This window comes from Stenotrophomonas sp. 86428_Sma (genome assembly GCF_056481585.1).
On sequence record NZ_CM151156.1, the window covers coordinates 884,491 to 900,153 of the forward strand.

General features: G+C 66.5%; 13 protein-coding genes. 8 read left to right on the plus strand and 5 right to left on the minus strand.

The genetic code is table 11. The annotated features are described in order from the left end of the window. Positions 1–140 precede the first annotated feature (140 nt). Together ACZK3J_RS04035 and ACZK3J_RS04040 are read left to right on the plus strand one after the other, a co-directional pair. A complete protein-coding gene (locus ACZK3J_RS04035) occupies positions 141–1,532 on the plus strand; it encodes a class II 3-deoxy-7-phosphoheptulonate synthase (RefSeq protein ID WP_032129763.1) in 1,392 nt (463 codons plus the stop codon). A 575-nt stretch (positions 1,533–2,107) separates the two neighbouring features. After that, positions 2,108–3,295 (plus strand): mechanosensitive ion channel family protein, encoded by a 1,188-nt coding sequence (locus ACZK3J_RS04040; protein ID WP_238380385.1) that lies wholly within the window; start codon positions 2,108–2,110, stop codon positions 3,293–3,295. Positions 3,296–3,350: 55 nt separating this feature from the next. On the opposite strand, the gene ACZK3J_RS04045 is transcribed toward ACZK3J_RS04040, so the two are convergent. Genes ACZK3J_RS04045 through typA form a run of 3 tightly spaced genes read right to left on the minus strand, consistent with a single transcriptional unit; the run spans position 3,351 to position 7,341 of the window. Next, positions 3,351–4,973, minus strand: a complete 1,623-nt coding sequence (locus ACZK3J_RS04045) for an amidase (RefSeq protein ID WP_478476429.1) — start codon at positions 4,971–4,973, stop codon at positions 3,351–3,353. Positions 4,974–5,014: 41 nt separating this feature from the next. Then, positions 5,015–5,482, minus strand: coding sequence for a DUF2127 domain-containing protein (locus tag ACZK3J_RS04050; RefSeq protein WP_049422416.1), 468 nt, complete (start codon positions 5,480–5,482; stop codon positions 5,015–5,017). An 11-nt stretch (positions 5,483–5,493) separates the two neighbouring features. After that, positions 5,494–7,341, minus strand: coding sequence for a translational GTPase TypA (typA, locus tag ACZK3J_RS04055; protein ID WP_088024560.1), 1,848 nt, complete (start codon positions 7,339–7,341; stop codon positions 5,494–5,496). A 273-nt stretch (positions 7,342–7,614) separates the two neighbouring features. Between typA and ACZK3J_RS04060 the strand changes: the two genes are divergently transcribed. From ACZK3J_RS04060 to ACZK3J_RS04085, 6 genes are all read left to right on the plus strand, one after another. Continuing rightward, entirely contained in the window at positions 7,615–8,106 is a 492-nt protein-coding gene (locus ACZK3J_RS04060; RefSeq protein ID WP_004153629.1) for a peptidylprolyl isomerase, read from the plus strand. A gap of 118 nt (positions 8,107–8,224) precedes the next feature. Then, complete coding sequence (locus tag ACZK3J_RS04065) at positions 8,225–9,211, plus strand: malate dehydrogenase (protein WP_004153634.1); 987 nt, start codon at positions 8,225–8,227, stop codon at positions 9,209–9,211. Between the two features lie 121 nt (positions 9,212–9,332). Then, positions 9,333–9,947, plus strand: coding sequence for an RluA family pseudouridine synthase (locus ACZK3J_RS04070; RefSeq protein ID WP_134950963.1), 615 nt, complete (start codon positions 9,333–9,335; stop codon positions 9,945–9,947). 741 nt (positions 9,948–10,688) lie between these two features. Continuing rightward, positions 10,689–12,569 (plus strand): propionate--CoA ligase, encoded by a 1,881-nt coding sequence (prpE, locus tag ACZK3J_RS04075; protein ID WP_049400974.1) that lies wholly within the window; start codon positions 10,689–10,691, stop codon positions 12,567–12,569. Between the two features lie 216 nt (positions 12,570–12,785). Further along, on the plus strand, positions 12,786–13,289 hold the full coding sequence (locus tag ACZK3J_RS04080) for a hypothetical protein (protein ID WP_049400975.1): 504 nt from the start codon (positions 12,786–12,788) through the stop codon (positions 13,287–13,289). A 46-nt stretch (positions 13,290–13,335) separates the two neighbouring features. Further along, on the plus strand, positions 13,336–14,391 hold the full coding sequence (locus ACZK3J_RS04085; protein WP_100437386.1) for a suppressor of fused domain protein: 1,056 nt from the start codon (positions 13,336–13,338) through the stop codon (positions 14,389–14,391). A 67-nt stretch (positions 14,392–14,458) separates the two neighbouring features. Here the strand turns inward: ACZK3J_RS04085 and ACZK3J_RS04090 are convergent, their stop codons facing one another. Next, the gene (locus tag ACZK3J_RS04090; protein WP_478476430.1) at positions 14,459–15,070 is read right to left on the minus strand and encodes a glutathione S-transferase N-terminal domain-containing protein; all 612 of its coding nucleotides are present in this window, start codon (positions 15,068–15,070) and stop codon (positions 14,459–14,461) included. A gap of 84 nt (positions 15,071–15,154) precedes the next feature. Further along, a complete protein-coding gene (locus ACZK3J_RS04095) occupies positions 15,155–15,613 on the minus strand; it encodes a cell wall hydrolase (RefSeq protein ID WP_004154513.1) in 459 nt (152 codons plus the stop codon). Positions 15,614–15,663 lie beyond the last annotated feature (50 nt).

Genomic DNA, 15,663 nt, shown 5'->3' on the forward strand with positions numbered 1-15,663 from the left:
CTTGAGCGGCTGACCATGCGGGATCTGGCTGCTCGCATCGGCCTTTCCCTGCCGTTCAGGCGGCCTGGCCGAGCAGGTCGGCCCTTTGCGCCAGCGGCTGGCTCTGCGACCATGACCGCCCCCCATCCCGGAAGTCTGCAATGAGCCTGTCCGCCGTTCCGCCCGTGCCCGATCCCGCCGCAGCCGCCACTGGCGCCGCCTGGTCGCCGGAGAGCTGGCGTGGCAAGACCGCGCTGCAGATGCCGACCTACCCGGACCCGGTGGCGCTGGACGCCGCCCTGCACGAGCTGAAGCGGCTGCCGCCGCTGGTGACTTCCTGGGAGATCCTGGCGCTGAAGCAGCAGCTGGCCGAGGCGCAGGAAGGCAAGCGCTTCCTGCTGCAGGGCGGCGACTGCGCGGAGAACTTCAGCGACTGCGAATCGGGCACCATTTCCAACCGGCTGAAGGTGCTGCTGCAGATGAGCCTGGTGCTGGTGCATGGCCTGCGCCAGCCGGTGATCCGCGTCGGCCGTTTCGCCGGCCAGTACGCCAAGCCACGTTCGGCCGATACCGAGACCCGCGACGGCGTGACCCTGCCCAGCTACCGCGGTGATGTCATCAACGCGCCGGCCTTCACCGAAGCGGCACGGCTGCCGGATCCGAAGCGGATGCTGCAGGCCCACGCGCACTCGGCGATGACCATGAACTTCGTGCGTGCGCTGATCGACGGCGGTTTCGCCGACCTGCACCACCCCGAGTACTGGAACCTGGAATGGGTGAGCCATTCGCCGTTGGCCGCCGACTACCAGAAGATGGTGGCCTCGATCGGCGATGCAGTGCATTTCATGGAGACCCTGGCCGGGGCCCGCGTGCACAACCTCAACCGCATCGATTTCTACACCTCGCACGAAGCGCTGCTGCTGCCCTACGAGCAGGCGCTGACCCGCCAGGTGCCGCGGCAGCAGGGCTGGTTGAACCTGAGCACGCATTACCCGTGGATCGGCATGCGCACGGCCGCGCTCGATGGCGCGCACGTGGAATACCTGCGTGGCGTGCGCAACCCTATCGCGATCAAGGTCGGCCCGTCGGTAACGCCGGACCAGCTGCTGCGCCTGATTGATGTGCTCAACCCGCATGACGAGCCGGGTCGACTGAGCTTCATTCACCGCATGGGTGCAGCGCAGATCGCCGAGAAGCTGCCGCCGCTGCTGGATGCGGTCAAGCGCGATGGCCGCCGCGTGCTGTGGGTGTGCGATGCGATGCATGGCAACACCGAAAGCACTGCCAATGGCTTCAAGACGCGTCGCTTCGACAACGTGCGTGGCGAAGTGGAGATGTCGTTTGATCTGCATGCGGCCGCGGGCACGCGCCTGGGTGGCGTGCACCTGGAGCTGACCGGCGAGGACGTGACCGAATGCACCGGTGGTGCGCGCGAACTGACCGAGCGTGACCTGGAGCGTGCGTATCGCTCAACGGTGGACCCGCGGTTGAACTACGAGCAGTCGCTGGAGATCGCGATGGCGATCGTGCGCAAGCAGGAGCAAGTGCGGTAAGGAGTTTTCGGCAGGGCTTGCAGCCCTGCACCTGCTGACGCAACGGCAACGGCCGAAGCAACGACAACGGCATGCATTCCGTGGGATGGCGGGGTGGTATCGGAGTGCGGGGGCGCCGCAAGTACGTCCTTGTAGGCTTGGCAGCCGCATCCATGCGGCTGACACCCCGCACTCCGACACCACCCCACCTCTGACAGATCTCCGCGGCTGTTGGATCCACGTCATGCGTGGATGAATTCCCATCAGAATCGAATATTTCGATATCGGAACGATTTGAGCCGAGCATGGCTCGGCTCTACAGAACGCAGTACCCGACAGGTCGCAGGAATCTGTCGAAGGCGGGGTGGGTCCGGTTGCGGGAGTGTCCGCGGCATGGATGCTGCGGCCAAGCCCCCATGGACGGGTTTACGGCGTCTCCCGCAACCGGACCCACCCCGCCATCCCACGGAATGCCAGCCTCTGCTGTTGCTTGTGCTTCGGCTGTTGCTGTTGCTTCGGCTCGCAGCAGGTGCAGGGCTGCAAGCCCTGCCGACCAACACCCTCCTTACGAACGGCTGACGTGACGCTCATGCGCCATGCGCGAGGCTGTCCACTTGGTTGTCCGACTGGAGGTGGTAACGGTGCACTGGCAGAGCGCACAGGCCTACGCATGGCCGTTGGGATTGGCCGTAGTGGTGGGCGGCATAGGCGCGTGGCTGATCCTGTGGATCTATCACCGGCTGAAAGGGCGTGATCGCCGACGTGCGCGTATCGGTCGAGTACTCGGGTTGCCGCTGGCCACCGCGTGGCCGCTGCTGCTGCTGATTCCCGCCTTGCAGGCGACACCGCTGCAGGATCCGTTGCTGGGCCATCTGCAGCACGGACTCCACATTGCATTGATGGCCTGCTTCGTCTGGCTGCTGGTACGCGCGGTGGCGGCGGGCGAGCGCGCGATCCTGCGCAGCCATCCCATCGATGTCTCCGACAACCTGGAGGCACGCCGCATCCAGACCCAGACGCGCGTGCTCAGCAGGGTGTTGATGGGCGGCATCATCGTGCTCGGTGCGTCGCTGGTGTTGTTGACCTTCCCGATGGTGCAGAAGATCGGCACGGCGCTGCTGGCGTCGGCAGGCCTGATCGGGCTGGTGGCGGGCATCGCCGCCAAGCCGGTGTTCGGCAACCTCATCGCCGGCCTGCAGATCGCACTGACGCAGCCGATCCGCCTGGACGACGTGGTGATCGTCGAAGGCGAGTGGGGACGCATCGAGGAGATCGGCAGCAGCTACGTGGTCGTGCGGATCTGGGATGAGCGGCGGATGGTGGTGCCCTTGACCTGGTTCATCGAGAACCCGTTCCAGAACTGGACGCGGCGCAGTGCCGATCTGCTCGGCACTGCGTTTCTGTGGCTGGACTATCGGGCACCGATCGCGGCGATCCGTGCCGAGCTGGAGCGCATCTGCCATGGCCAGGCGCTATGGGATGGGCGCGTCTGCGTGACCCAGGTGACCGAAACCAACGAGCGCGCGATCCAGGTGCGTCTGCTGGTCAGCGCGCGCAGTTCCGGTGATGCCTTTGATCTTCGCTGCCTGGTGCGCGAACGCATGCTCGATTTCCTTGCGCGCGAGCATCCGCAGTCGCTGCCGCAGGTGCGTGCGCGGCTGCAGCATGCAGACGAACTGGACATGCCGCGCGGTCCACGTGCACGCACTGCAGATGTGCGTTCGCCGGGGGCGGAAGATGGTGAGGCGGCGATCGTGCCGGTGGAGCCGGAACCCGAACGGTAGCGCCGGCCGCTGGCCGGCGACCCGGATCTGCCGGCCAGCGGCCGGCACTACCGGATCACGGCTCGCCGGCGTCGATCAGGGTGTCGGTGTCGAAGTGCGGTGGGCGCCGCGCGCGGGTGCGCTGTTCATAGGCGTAGGCCATTTCGATCAGCTTCGGTTCGCTCCAGGCGGTGCCCATGAACAGCAGGCCGACCGGCAGGCCATCGATCTGGCCCATCGGCACGCTGAGGCTGGGATAGCCGGCGACGGCGGCGGCGCCGTAGCTCTCGCCGGGGAAGTCGTCGCCTTCGCTGCGGATCGGCCATGCCACACCGGTGGTTGGCGCCACCAGGGCATCGAGCTGGTGGGCGGCGAGGGCAGCATCGATGCCTTCCGGGCCGGCCAGCCGGCGTGCATCGCTGCGTGCGCGGATATAGGCCGGGTCGGCCAGGCCAGCGGTAGCGTCGGCCTCCACCAGTAGCTCCTGGCCGAACAGGCCCAGTTCCTGCTTGCTGTGCGCCTGGTTGAAGGCGATCAGCTCGGCCAGGCTGCGCAGTGGCGCGCGATGGGTGCTGAAGTAGCGCTCCAGCCCGGCCTTGAATTCGTACAGCAGCACCGTGCGTTCGGCCTCGGCCCACGCGCCCTGGTTGGGCAGCTCCACTGGCACCACGATGGCACCGGCCCGACGCAGCTCGGTGGCCGCCTGTTCGATCAGCGGCGGCATGCCGCGGTACTTCAGCAGCGGTGTCTGCAGCAGGCCGATGCGCTTGCCACGCAGGCCCTGCGGGTCCAGGCGCGCGGTGTAGTCGTACACCGCGCGGCCGGGCATGGTGGCCGTGGCCGGGTCGGCATCGTCGCGGCCGGCGATCGCAGTCAGTACGGCTGCGGCGTCGGCGACGCTGCGTGTCATCGGCCCTGCGGTGTCCTGGCTGAAGGAAATCGGAATGATGCCCTCGCGGCTGACCAGGCCGACGGTCGGCTTGAGGCCGACGATGCCATTGATCGCCGCAGGGCAGACGATGCTGCCGTCGGTTTCGGTGCCGATCGCTACGCTGGCCAGGTTGGCGGCGACCGCCACCGCGCTGCCGCTGCTGGAGCCGCAGGGCGAGTGGCTGAGGCGATAGGGATTGCGGGTCTGGCCACCGCGCGCGCTCCAGCCGGACACCGAATCGTTGCCGCGGAAATTGGCCCACTCGCTGAGATTGGTCTTGCCCAGCACCACCGCACCGGCATCGCGCAGCCGGCGCACCAGGTAGGCATCGTCCGGACGGAAGCCCTGCAGGGCCAGCGAACCCGCACTGGTGGCCATCGGCGCGGCGTTGATGTTGTCCTTCAACAGCAGGGGAATGCCATGCAGCGGGCCGCGCAGGCGGCCGTCACGGCGTTCGCGGTCGCGCGCGGCGGCTTCCTTCAGGGCATCGGGGTTGAGCTCGATCACCGCGCGCAGGCGCGGCCCGGTGCGGTCCAGCGCGGCGATGCGCTGCAGGTAGGCCTGGGTCAGGGTGGTGCTGTCCAGTTCCCCGGCGGTCATCCGCGCCTGCAGGTCGGCGACATCGGTTTCGGCGTACGGGAACGGCACGTTGCGGCTCGCAGGTTCGGCCGCATGCGCGCTGGGCGTGGCCGGGCTGCAGCCAGCCGAAAGCAGCGCCGGCAGCGCGGCGAGCAGGCAGGTCAGCAGAGGCGGCAAGGACGGGCGCATGGGGCGGCTTGGTCGGCTCCAATCCCCAGTGTAGCCGGTGCTCAGCGGTGGCGCTTGCGCAGGTCGCGGGCGAGCACGTAGACCACGATCAGGTTGATTGCCAGGATCGTCCACGACGGCCAGCCGGGGTGGCGGATGATCGCGAAGATGTCGAAAGGCAGGTACAGGGCGGCGGTCAGGCAGCCCAGCCAGGAGGCCCAGGCCTTGGCCCGCCACAGGCCCCAGGCTTCGACCAGGTGCAGCAGGCCGTAGCCGATCATCCCCGCCGCGGCCAGGTGGACCGCGTCGGGGCTGATCATGTGCAGCAGCGAGGGCAGGGTGCCATGGTCCGGATCCAGGCTGAAACGCCGGATCAGGGCCATGATGCCGTGCCGTAGCGGCTGCGGTCCGAGCACTTCCAGCCCGGTGGCGGCCAACAGCGCCAGCATCGCCTTGCTCGCTTCGAGCAGGGCGATGACATGGAGACCCGGATGCCGGTGTGGATCCGGGTTGTAGCCGCTCAGGTTCACGGGGTGCTGGCTCAGCCGCCGCGCGAAGCCTTCTTGCGGTCGCTTTCGGTCAGGAACTTCTTGCGCAGACGGATCTCCTTCGGGGTGATCTCGACCAGCTCGTCGTCTTCGATGAAGTCCAGGGCCTGTTCCAGCGAGTACTTGATCGCCGGGGTCAGCTGGATCGCATCGTCCTTGCCCGAAGCGCGCATGTTGGTCAGCGGCTTGGTCTTGATCGCGTTGACGGTCAGGTCGTTGTCCTTGGAGTGGATGCCGACCAGCTGACCTTCATACACGTTGTCGCCTTCAGCAGCGAACAGCTTGCCGCGCTCCTGCAGCGGGCCCAGCGAGTAGGCCGGCGTGGTGCCCGGCGCATTGGCGATCATCACGCCGTTGATGCGCTTGGCGATGGCGCCCTGTTCCTTCGGACCGTAGTGGTCGAACACGTGGAACAGCAGGCCCGAACCCTGGGTCAGGGTCTTGAACTCGTTCTGGAAACCGATCAGGCCACGGGCCGGGATCGAGTATTCCAGGCGCACGCGGCCCTTGCCGTCCGATTCCATGTTCTTCAGCTGGCCCTTGCGGGTGCCCAGCTTTTCCATCACGCCGCCCTGGTGGATTTCTTCGATGTCCACCACCAGCTGCTCGATCGGCTCCATCATCTGGCCGTCGATTTCCTTGATGATCACTTCCGGGCGCGACACGGCCAGCTCGTAGCCTTCGCGACGCATGTTCTCGATCAGCACCGACAGGTGCAGTTCGCCACGGCCGGAGACCAGGAACTTGTCGGCGTCTTCCAGCTGCTCGACCTTCAGGGCCACGTTGTGGACCTTTTCACGGTCCAGGCGGTCCTTGATCTGGCGGCTGGTCAGGAACTTGCCACCGGACAGGTCCTTGTTGCCGGCGAACGGCGAGTTGTTGACCTGGAAGGTCATCGAGATGGTCGGCTCGTCGACGGTCAGCGCAGGCAGCGCTTCCGGGAAGTCCGGTGCGCAGATGGTATCGGAGATGGTCAGCTCCTGGATGCCGGAGATGGCCACGATGTCGCCGGCCTCGGCGGTATCCTGCTCGATGCGCTCCAGGCCCATGAAGCCCAGTACCTGCAGCACCTTGCCGTTGCGCTTCTTGCCTTCACGGTCGATGACCGCGACCTGCATGTTCTTCTTCAGGGTGCCGCGCTGGATGCGGCCGATGCCGATCACGCCCACGAAGTTGTTGTAGTCCAGCTGGCTGATGCGCATCTGGAACGGGCCTTCCGGGTCCACTTCCGGACGCGGCGCGTGCTGCATGATCGCTTCGTACAGCGGGGTCATGTCGCCGTCGCGCACGGTGTCTTCCAGGCCAGCGTAGCCGTTCAGGCCGGAGGCGTAGACGATCGGGAAGTCCAGCTGCTCGTTGGTGGCGCCGAGCTTGTCGAACAGGTCGAAGACCTGGTCGATCACCCATTCCGGACGGGCGCCCGGACGGTCGACCTTGTTGACCACGACGATCGGCTTGAAGCCCATCGCGAAGGCCTTCTGGGTCACGAAGCGGGTCTGCGGCATCGGGCCGTCCATCGCATCGACCAGGATCAGCACGGTGTCGACCATCGACAGCACGCGCTCGACCTCACCACCGAAGTCGGCGTGGCCGGGGGTGTCGACGATGTTGATCCGGTTCTTGATGCCGGTCTTCTTGTCTTCCCAGGTGATGGCGGTGTTCTTGGCCAGGATGGTGATGCCGCGTTCCTTTTCCTGGTCGTTGCTGTCCATCACGCGCTCGGCGAGGACGGTACGCTCGGACAGGGTGCCGGACTGCTTCAGCAGCTGGTCGACCAGGGTGGTCTTGCCATGGTCGACGTGGGCGACGATGGCGATGTTGCGAAGATTTTCGATGGACATACGAAAGGGGGCCAGTCGGCGCCGGATTTGGAAAAAGAAGTCCAACATTATACGTCGAACTTGACGATTCGCGAAAAGGTGGATTTCACACCCGTCATGGGGCCCATTCAGCTGGGGGGCCGCGGCGCCGGTCGAGGCCGCCTGGCCTGCACCGCGGGGCACCCCGTCCCGTGGCTGAAGCCCGGATCTGCGCCCATGGTCGAAGCCGCCGCCGCCACGAGGCGGGTGTAAACTAGGTGGCTAGACGCGTTCCCCTCTGCATCAAGGATCTTCATGTCCCTCATCGCCACTTTCGACACCACCCAGGGCCCGATCAAGGTCGAGCTGTTCGCCGACAAGGCGCCGCTGACCGTGGCCAACTTCGTGAACCTGGTCAAGCACGGTTTCTATGACGGCCTGATCTTCCACCGCGTGATCGCCGACTTCATGATCCAGGGCGGCTGCCCGCAGGGTCGTGGCACCGGCGGCCCGGGCTACAAGTTCGAAGACGAGAAGAATGGCGTGAAGCACGAGGTCGGCTCGCTGTCGATGGCCAACGCCGGCCCGAACACCAACGGCAGCCAGTTCTTCATCACCCACATCAAGACCGACTGGCTGGACGGCCGCCACACCGTCTTCGGCAAGGTCCTGGAAGGCCAGGCCATCGTCGATTCGGTCAAGCAGGGCGACGTGATCCATTCGATCACCCTGGAAGGCGACGTCGACGCCGTGCTGGCCGCCCAGGCCGAGCGCGTCGCGGAGTGGAACAAGCACCTCGCCGCCTGATCCCCCTTCGAAACGGCCACCCTCGGGTGGCCGTTTCCCTGTTCCCCGCCGCCCGCCAGGCCTGCGTGGCCACGCCCGCGGCGTCCCATCAAACGCTTGCAAGCAAGAGGAAACCCCCATGAAAGCACCCGTTCGTGTTGCCGTGACCGGCGCCGCCGGCCAGATCGGTTATGCCCTGCTGTTCCGCATCGCCTCCGGCGAAATGCTGGGCAAGGACCAGCCGGTCATCCTGCAGCTGTTGGAACTGCCGGTGGACAAGGCCCAGGCCGCCCTGAAGGGCGTGATGATGGAGCTGGAAGACTGCGCCTTCCCGCTGCTGGCCGGCATGGTCGGCACCGATGACGCCGAAGTCGCGTTCAAGGACGCCGACATCGCCCTGCTGGTCGGCGCGCGTCCGCGTGGCCCGGGCATGGAGCGCAAGGACCTGCTGCTGGAAAACGCCAAGATCTTCACCGCCCAGGGCGCGGCGCTGAACAAGGTCGCCAGCCGTGACGTGAAGGTGCTGGTGGTCGGTAACCCGGCCAACACCAACGCCTACATCGCGATGAAGTCGGCCCCGGACCTGAAGCCGGAGAACTTCACCGCCATGCTGCGCCTGGACCACAACCGCGCGCTGAGCCAGCTGTCGACCAAGCTCGGCAAGCCGGTCGGTGGCATGGAGAAGCTGGTCGTGTGGGGCAACCACAGCCCGACCATGTACCCGGACTACCGTTTCGCCACCGCCGATGGTGCGTCGATCGCCGATGCGATCAACGACCAAGAGTGGAACGCCAACACCTTCATCCCGACCGTCGGCAAGCGCGGCGCGGCGATCATCGAAGCCCGTGGCTCGTCCTCGGCTGCTTCGGCCGCCAACGCAGCCATCGACCACGTGCGTGACTGGGTGCTGGGCAGCAACGGCAAGTGGGTCACCATGGGCGTGCCGTCCGACGGTTCCTACGGCATTCCGGAAGGCGTGATCTTCGGTTTCGCGGTGACCACCGAGAACGGCAAGTACACCCTGGTCAAGGATCTGCCGATCGACGACTTCAGCCAGAAGTACATCGACAAGACCCTGGCCGAGCTGGAAGAAGAGCGCGCCGGCGTCGCCCACCTGCTGGGCTGATGCAGGCGGTACCGGCCCTGGCCGGTACGTCTTCCATCAAGGTAGGTACCGACCGTTGGTCGGTACCCAGCAACGGGGAAGCTCAGGCTTCCCCGTTTCTGTTTGAGGAATACAGGAACTGATGATCCACCTGCATTACATCGACGACGCGCTGCTGGTGGCCGAGAAGCCGGCCGGCCTGCTGTCCGTGCCTGGCCGCAGCGCCGAGAACCAGGACTGCGTGGTCGCGCGCCTGCAGGCGCTGTACCCGGATGCACTGACCGTGCACCGCCTGGACCAGGTGACCTCCGGCCTGCTGCTGCATGCGCGCGGCAAGGAGATGCAGGTGGCGTTGTCGATGCAGTTCGAGCAGCGCCAGGTTGGCAAGCGTTACGAAGCGATCGTGGAGGGGCTGCTTGAAGGCGATGCCGGCGAAGTGGACCTGCCGTTGATCGTGGACTGGCCGAACCGGCCGAAGCAGATGGTCGATCACGAACGCGGCAAACCGGCGCTGACACGTTGGCACGTAATGGCACGTGATGTTGAAGCGCAGCGCACCCGCGTGGCGTTGGAACCGATCACTGGCCGCAGCCATCAGCTGCGCCTGCACATGGCCAGTCTCGGCCATCCCATCGTTGGCGATGTGCTGTATGACGCCGCGCCGGCGCAGCGTGTGCATCTGCATGCGCGCAGCCTGCGGTTCACCCATCCGGTGACGGGCGAGCCGCTCGCGTTCGAGTCCGCGACTCCGTTCTAGGGGTTCGGCAGGGCTTGCAGCCCTGCACCTGCAGAATCAACGTCAACGTCAGAAGCGGGCTATCCGTGGGTTGGCGGGACGGTGTCGGAGTGCGGGGACGCCGCAAGTACGTCCCTGTAGGCTTGGCAGCCGCTTGCTCGTGTGCGCTGTCCTGCGCACACGGCAAGACCGGGGTTGCGCGTCCTACCCAACCCGCCCGAGGCATGCCTCGGGCCCATGCGGCTGACACCCCGCACTCCGACACCGTCCCACCTTCGATAGGTTCCCGCGGCTGTTGGTAACTGCGGCTTTGTTCCGCGCGGCTGTTGGTAGGTGTCGACCTTGGTCGACACGATTCTTCTGTCAGATATCGAATGAATCATCCACGCATGGCGTGGATCTACCGTGTCGACCAAGGTCGACACCCACCAGAGCAGTCGACCAAGGTCGACATCTACCAGAGCAATACGCCTTTCCGACAGATCGCAGGAAACTGTCGAAGGCGGGGTGGGTCCGGTTGCGGGGGCGTGAGCCGCATGGACGCGGCGACCGAGCCTCCATGGACGGATTTACGGCGCCCCCCGCAACCGGACCCACCCCGCCACCCCTCAGGAAACCAGCTTCTGCTGTTGCTTCGGCCTCTGCGGGTGCAGGGCTGCAAGCCCTGCAGAACAGAACCCCACCCCCTACCAAGGTAGGGCGGCCCGCGCGCCAGCACCGGACTATCCTCGAACCCATGACTTTGTCTGGGAGGGCTGCGTCATGAACTACGAGGAAACCTACCGTCGCTCGATCGACGAGCCGGAGGCCTTCTGGGGCGAGGAAGCCAAGCGCATCCATTGGCACAAACCGCCGCAGCAGGTGCTCGACTACAGCAACCCGCCGTTCCGGCGCTGGTTCGTCGGTGGTGAAACCAATCTCTGCTACAACGCCGTCGACCGCCACCTGGCCGAGCGCGCCGACCAGCTCGCACTGGTTGCCATTTCCACCGAGACCAACAGCACCCGCGAGATCACCTACCGCCAGCTGTATCGCGAGGTGAATGACTTCGCCGCCGTGCTCAAGCACCTCGGCGTCGGTCACGGTGACCGCGTGGTGATCTACATGCCGAACATGGCCGAAGCCGTGTTCGCGATGCTCGCCTGTGCGCGCATCGGCGCCGTGCATTCGGTCGTGTTCGGTGGCTTTGCCGCGCACAACCTGGCGCTGCGCATCGACGATGCCAAGCCCAAGCTGCTGATCGCCGCCGATGCCGGCATGCGCGGTGGCAAGTTGATTCCGTACAAGCCGATGGTCGACGCCGCCTGCGCCGAAGCCACGTCGCCACCGCCGCACGTGCTGATCGTGTCGCGTGGGCTGGATGCCGCCGAACCACGCGTGCCGGGCCGCGATGTGGACTACGCCGAGCTGCGTGCGCAGATCGGTGAAGTCGACGTGCCGGTGCAGTGGCTGGAAGCGAGCGAGCCGAGCTATCTGCTGTATACCTCCGGCACCACCGGCAAGCCGAAGGGCGTGCAGCGCGATGTGGGGGGCTATGCGGTGGCGATGGCACAGTCGATGGAAACGGTGTTCGACTGCAGGCCGGGACAGGTGATGTTCTCCACCTCCGACGTCGGCTGGGCGGTCGGCCATTCCTACAACGTGTACGGCCCGCTGATCGGCGGCTGCACCTCGCTGCTCTACGAAGGGCTGCCGACGAACCCGGATCCGGGCATCTGGTGGGCGCTGTGCGAGCAGTACAACGTGCGCACGATGTTCTCGTCGCCCACCGCCATCCGCGTGCTGAAGAAGCACGACGCGGACTTCATCCATCGCCACGACCTGGGCGCGCTGAAGTACCTGTTCCTGGCCGGCGAGCCGCTGGACGAACCGACCGCGCACTGGATCAGCGAAGCGCTCGGCAAGCCGATCATCGACAACTACTGGCAGACCGAAACCGGCTGGCCGGCACTGACCCTGCTGCCGGGCCTGGAGATGAAGCCGGTGCGTTTCGGCTCGCCCGGGTTCCCCAATCTCGGCTACCGGATGAAGGTGATCGACGAGAACACCGGCGAGGAAGTGGCACCGGGGCAGAAGGGCGTGCTGGTGGTGTCGCCGCCGCTGCCGCCGGGCTGCATGAGCACGGTGTGGAACGACGACAGCCGTTTCCTGCAGAGCTACTTCAGCCACTTCAAGGAGCTGCTGTACAGCTCGCTGGACTGGGCGATCCGTGACGACGATGGTTATACCTTCATCCTCGGCCGTACCGACGATGTGATCAACGTGGCCGGCCATCGTCTGGGTACGCGCGAGATCGAGGAGGCCATCTCCAGCCATCCGCGCGTGGCCGAGGCGGCGGTGATCGGGGTCAAGGATGAGCTGAAGGGGCAGGTGCCGCTGGTGTTCGTCACTCTCAAGCAGGGGCTCGATGGCGAGGATCCGGCGCCGGTGGTGGCCGAGATGATGGCCACGGTGACCACCTCGCTCGGCGCGGTCGCGCGCCCGGCGCACGTGCACGTGGTCAATGCGCTGCCCAAGACCCGATCCGGCAAGCTGCTGCGGCGCTCGCTGCAGGCGCTGGCCGAACAGCGCGACCCGGGTGACCTGTCGACGCTGGACGACCCCAGCGCGCTGGAGGAGATCCGCCGCGCGCTGGGACGCTGACCCGGTAGTGCCGGCCGCTGGCCGGCACCCCCCATCAATCCCGAGGTTGCCGGCCAGCGGCCGGCACTACCCGCAGCACTTGCGCTAAGCTCGGCCTGTCATCGACCTGCAATACACGATGCGCGCCGGGGAAGGCGCGTGCCGTCCGGGGATGGCACACAGGGGAGCGTGCCCGCCAGGGCGCGCCGGCATTGCGCATCGAGGGAGGGGGAGGCAATGGCTTTGCTGCACGCCAAGACGGCTGCTGGCCGTCAGGAAATCGAGGACCGTGGTCGGCGTCTGCCGGCGGCACTGCGTTCGATCCTGCTGATGGTCGACGGCCATCGCGATGACACTGAATTGCGCGGCCTGTTCGAAGGCCTGCGGGCACCGCCGGATGCACTGGAGCAGTTGGCCGCGCAGGGCCTGATTGAAGTGATCGGCGGAAGTGTCGAAGCCGCACCGACGCGCAGCATCAGCACCGGCCGTGAACAGGACCCGGCGCTGTACCAGCAGCTGTACGACGCGATGAGTGAGGCCGTGCGTCGGCATCTGGGCCTGAAGGGCTATTTCATGCAGTTGAAGATCGAACGCTGCACCGATGCGCTGGCACTGGAACGCCTGTGCCCGGAACTGCTGGCGGCGGTGGGCAAGGCGCGCAGCCCGGCATTGGCGCAGCGCTGGTGGCAGGAGACCCAGGCGGCCGTGGTCAATGGTGGCGGCGAGGTCGTGCAGGCCTGAGCCACCGCGTAAAGTGATCGGTTCACTTCCCCACAAGGAGTCCCGCGTGCAGGACGACCACGACGACACCGATACCCCCGGCTGGGACGCGATCAATGCGGCGCTGGCGCCGCTGTATGCCGGGCAGGAACCGCGTCACTTCGGCACCGCGCTTCCGTACACGCTCGGTGGCCAGGATCCGCTGGATGGCATCAGCGTGTACTGGGCGGATGCGCCGGTACCGCATTGGCATTACATCACCTACGGCTTCTCCGAGCTGTACGCCAAGGAGAGCAGTGATGCCACCGCCAGTGGCTATGGTTTCGAGCTGACCTTCCGCCTCGCTGCCGACGCCGGTGAGAACGCCGGCAGCACGCCGCCGGTGTGGCCGATGAACCTGCTGCAGAACCTGGCGCGCTATGTGTTCGGCAGTGGCAACGTGTTCGAGGATGGCCATCACCTCAACGCCAACGGCCCGATCGCGTTGGAGACCAACACGCGCTTGTGCCATCTGGCCTTCGTCGCAGATCCGCAGTTACCCGCACGCGACACCGCCAATGGCCACCTGCAGTTCCTGCAGCTGGTCGGGTTGACCGATGAGGAGATGGAAGCGGTCAAGCGCTGGTCGACGCGCGGCGTGCTGCAGGCGCTGCAACCGGCGATGCCGCTGTGGATCAGCGACCTGCATCGCGGCAACCTGCTGGAGGATCCGGCATTGGCTGCACAGGTGCAGACCGGCAGCGAGCGCGAGGGCTCCAGCACCGGCATGCTGTTCATCGAGACGCTGGACTGGCGCCAGGAGGCGGGCGTCACCACCCTGGTGCTCGGTGCGGGCCAGGTGGCCAGCGTGTGCGAGCTGCTGCCATTGCGCCTGCGCCACGGCAAATCACTGGAACTGGTCAGCCGCGAGCGGCAGTGGGAATTCATTCCGGCCGCGGGCGGTGAAACCAGCGAGGTATCGGCCGACAGCGCGCGCTGGGCACTGGACGAGTCGGGACTGCAGGCGCTGGCAGGCGTGCGGGCCGAGCGCGGCATCTACCCGGTGGCGGCGGCGCTGCGCATCGAAGTGGTGCCGACGTACCTGCGCGATGCCAAGGGCGAAGTGATCCGCCAGATCGGCTGAGTGTGGCGATTGCACCGATGGGGGCAGAGCCGTCTGCTGCGCAGACGGCTCCGACCCATGGTCTGGATCAGGCCAGGCCTTCGGCCTTCAGCGCGGCCTGCACGCCGGCATCGGCATCCATGCGCGCCTTGTAGGCGGCCAGGTTGTCCAGGCCGGACAGGTCGACCTTGGTGCCAGCAGCCCAGCGCAGCGTGATGTAGAAGTACGGGTCGGCGAAGCTGCGGAAGCCGGCCAGCCACGGCTTGTCGGCCAGCTGCTTGTCGGCGGTCTCGAACAGGGCGCGCAGGCGCTTGTGCGCGGCGGCACGGATCGCGTCGTACTGGCCTTCGTCGGCGATGAACTTGCCCGGCGCGAACAGCGGCGAGAAGGCCGGATGCACATCGGAATTGACGAAGGCCAGCCAGCGGGTGGCTTCGGCGCGCTGGCGCGGGCTGCCGTCGCCGCCGAGGCCGGCCTGCGGGAAGCTGTCGGCGATATAGCCCATGATCGCGGCGTTCTGCAGCAGCACGAAGTCGCCGTCGACCAGTGCGGGGACGGCACCGGCCGGATTGATCTTGAGGAATTCCGGGCCCTTCAGGGTGTCCTTGTTCAGCAGTTCAACCTCGAACGGCTGGCCGGTCCACTGCAGGGCGATGTGGTCGGCGGTGGAACAGGCACCGGGCTTGCTGTACAGCTTCATGGGAACTCCAGGTGATGCGGGCGGGAAACGCCCACTATCCCAGAGCTTGCCAGCGGGCGGCAACGCTGCCGCCAGCACGGATCGTTACGACTGCCGCGGCTTGAGGTTCTGCACCTTATAGAAGGTGTGATCGCCGATGGTGGCCACCTGGTAGGCATTGCGCCAGTTCGGGCTGGCAATGGACAGCGCGGCGAAGTGGCTGGCACCGGGCACGATCTCGCGGCGCTCGCCGGCCGGCAGCGCCCAGTTGCGCTCGGCGTCGAAGGCCACGTTCATCGCCTCGCTCCAGGCCGCATCATTGCCCAGCTGGGTGCCGGGCGAGACGATGGTCGGTGCGAACTGCTTGCGCGCGGTGACCACCTGGCACATGGAGTCGCCCCACAGGCCACTGTCGAGGCGGCGCAGGGCGACCTCGGCGACGGCCTGCTGGCCACGCAGGGTCTGGTCGCGGGCTTCCAGGTAAACGGTGGTGCTCAAACACAATGAATCAGCGGCCGGCTGAGGCAACAACTGCGACAGCCAGAGAATCCAGGCCAGTTTCATATAACTCCTTGCTCCGTATGGGCCGCACGCTCCGGTTCCGGCCGCGGGGG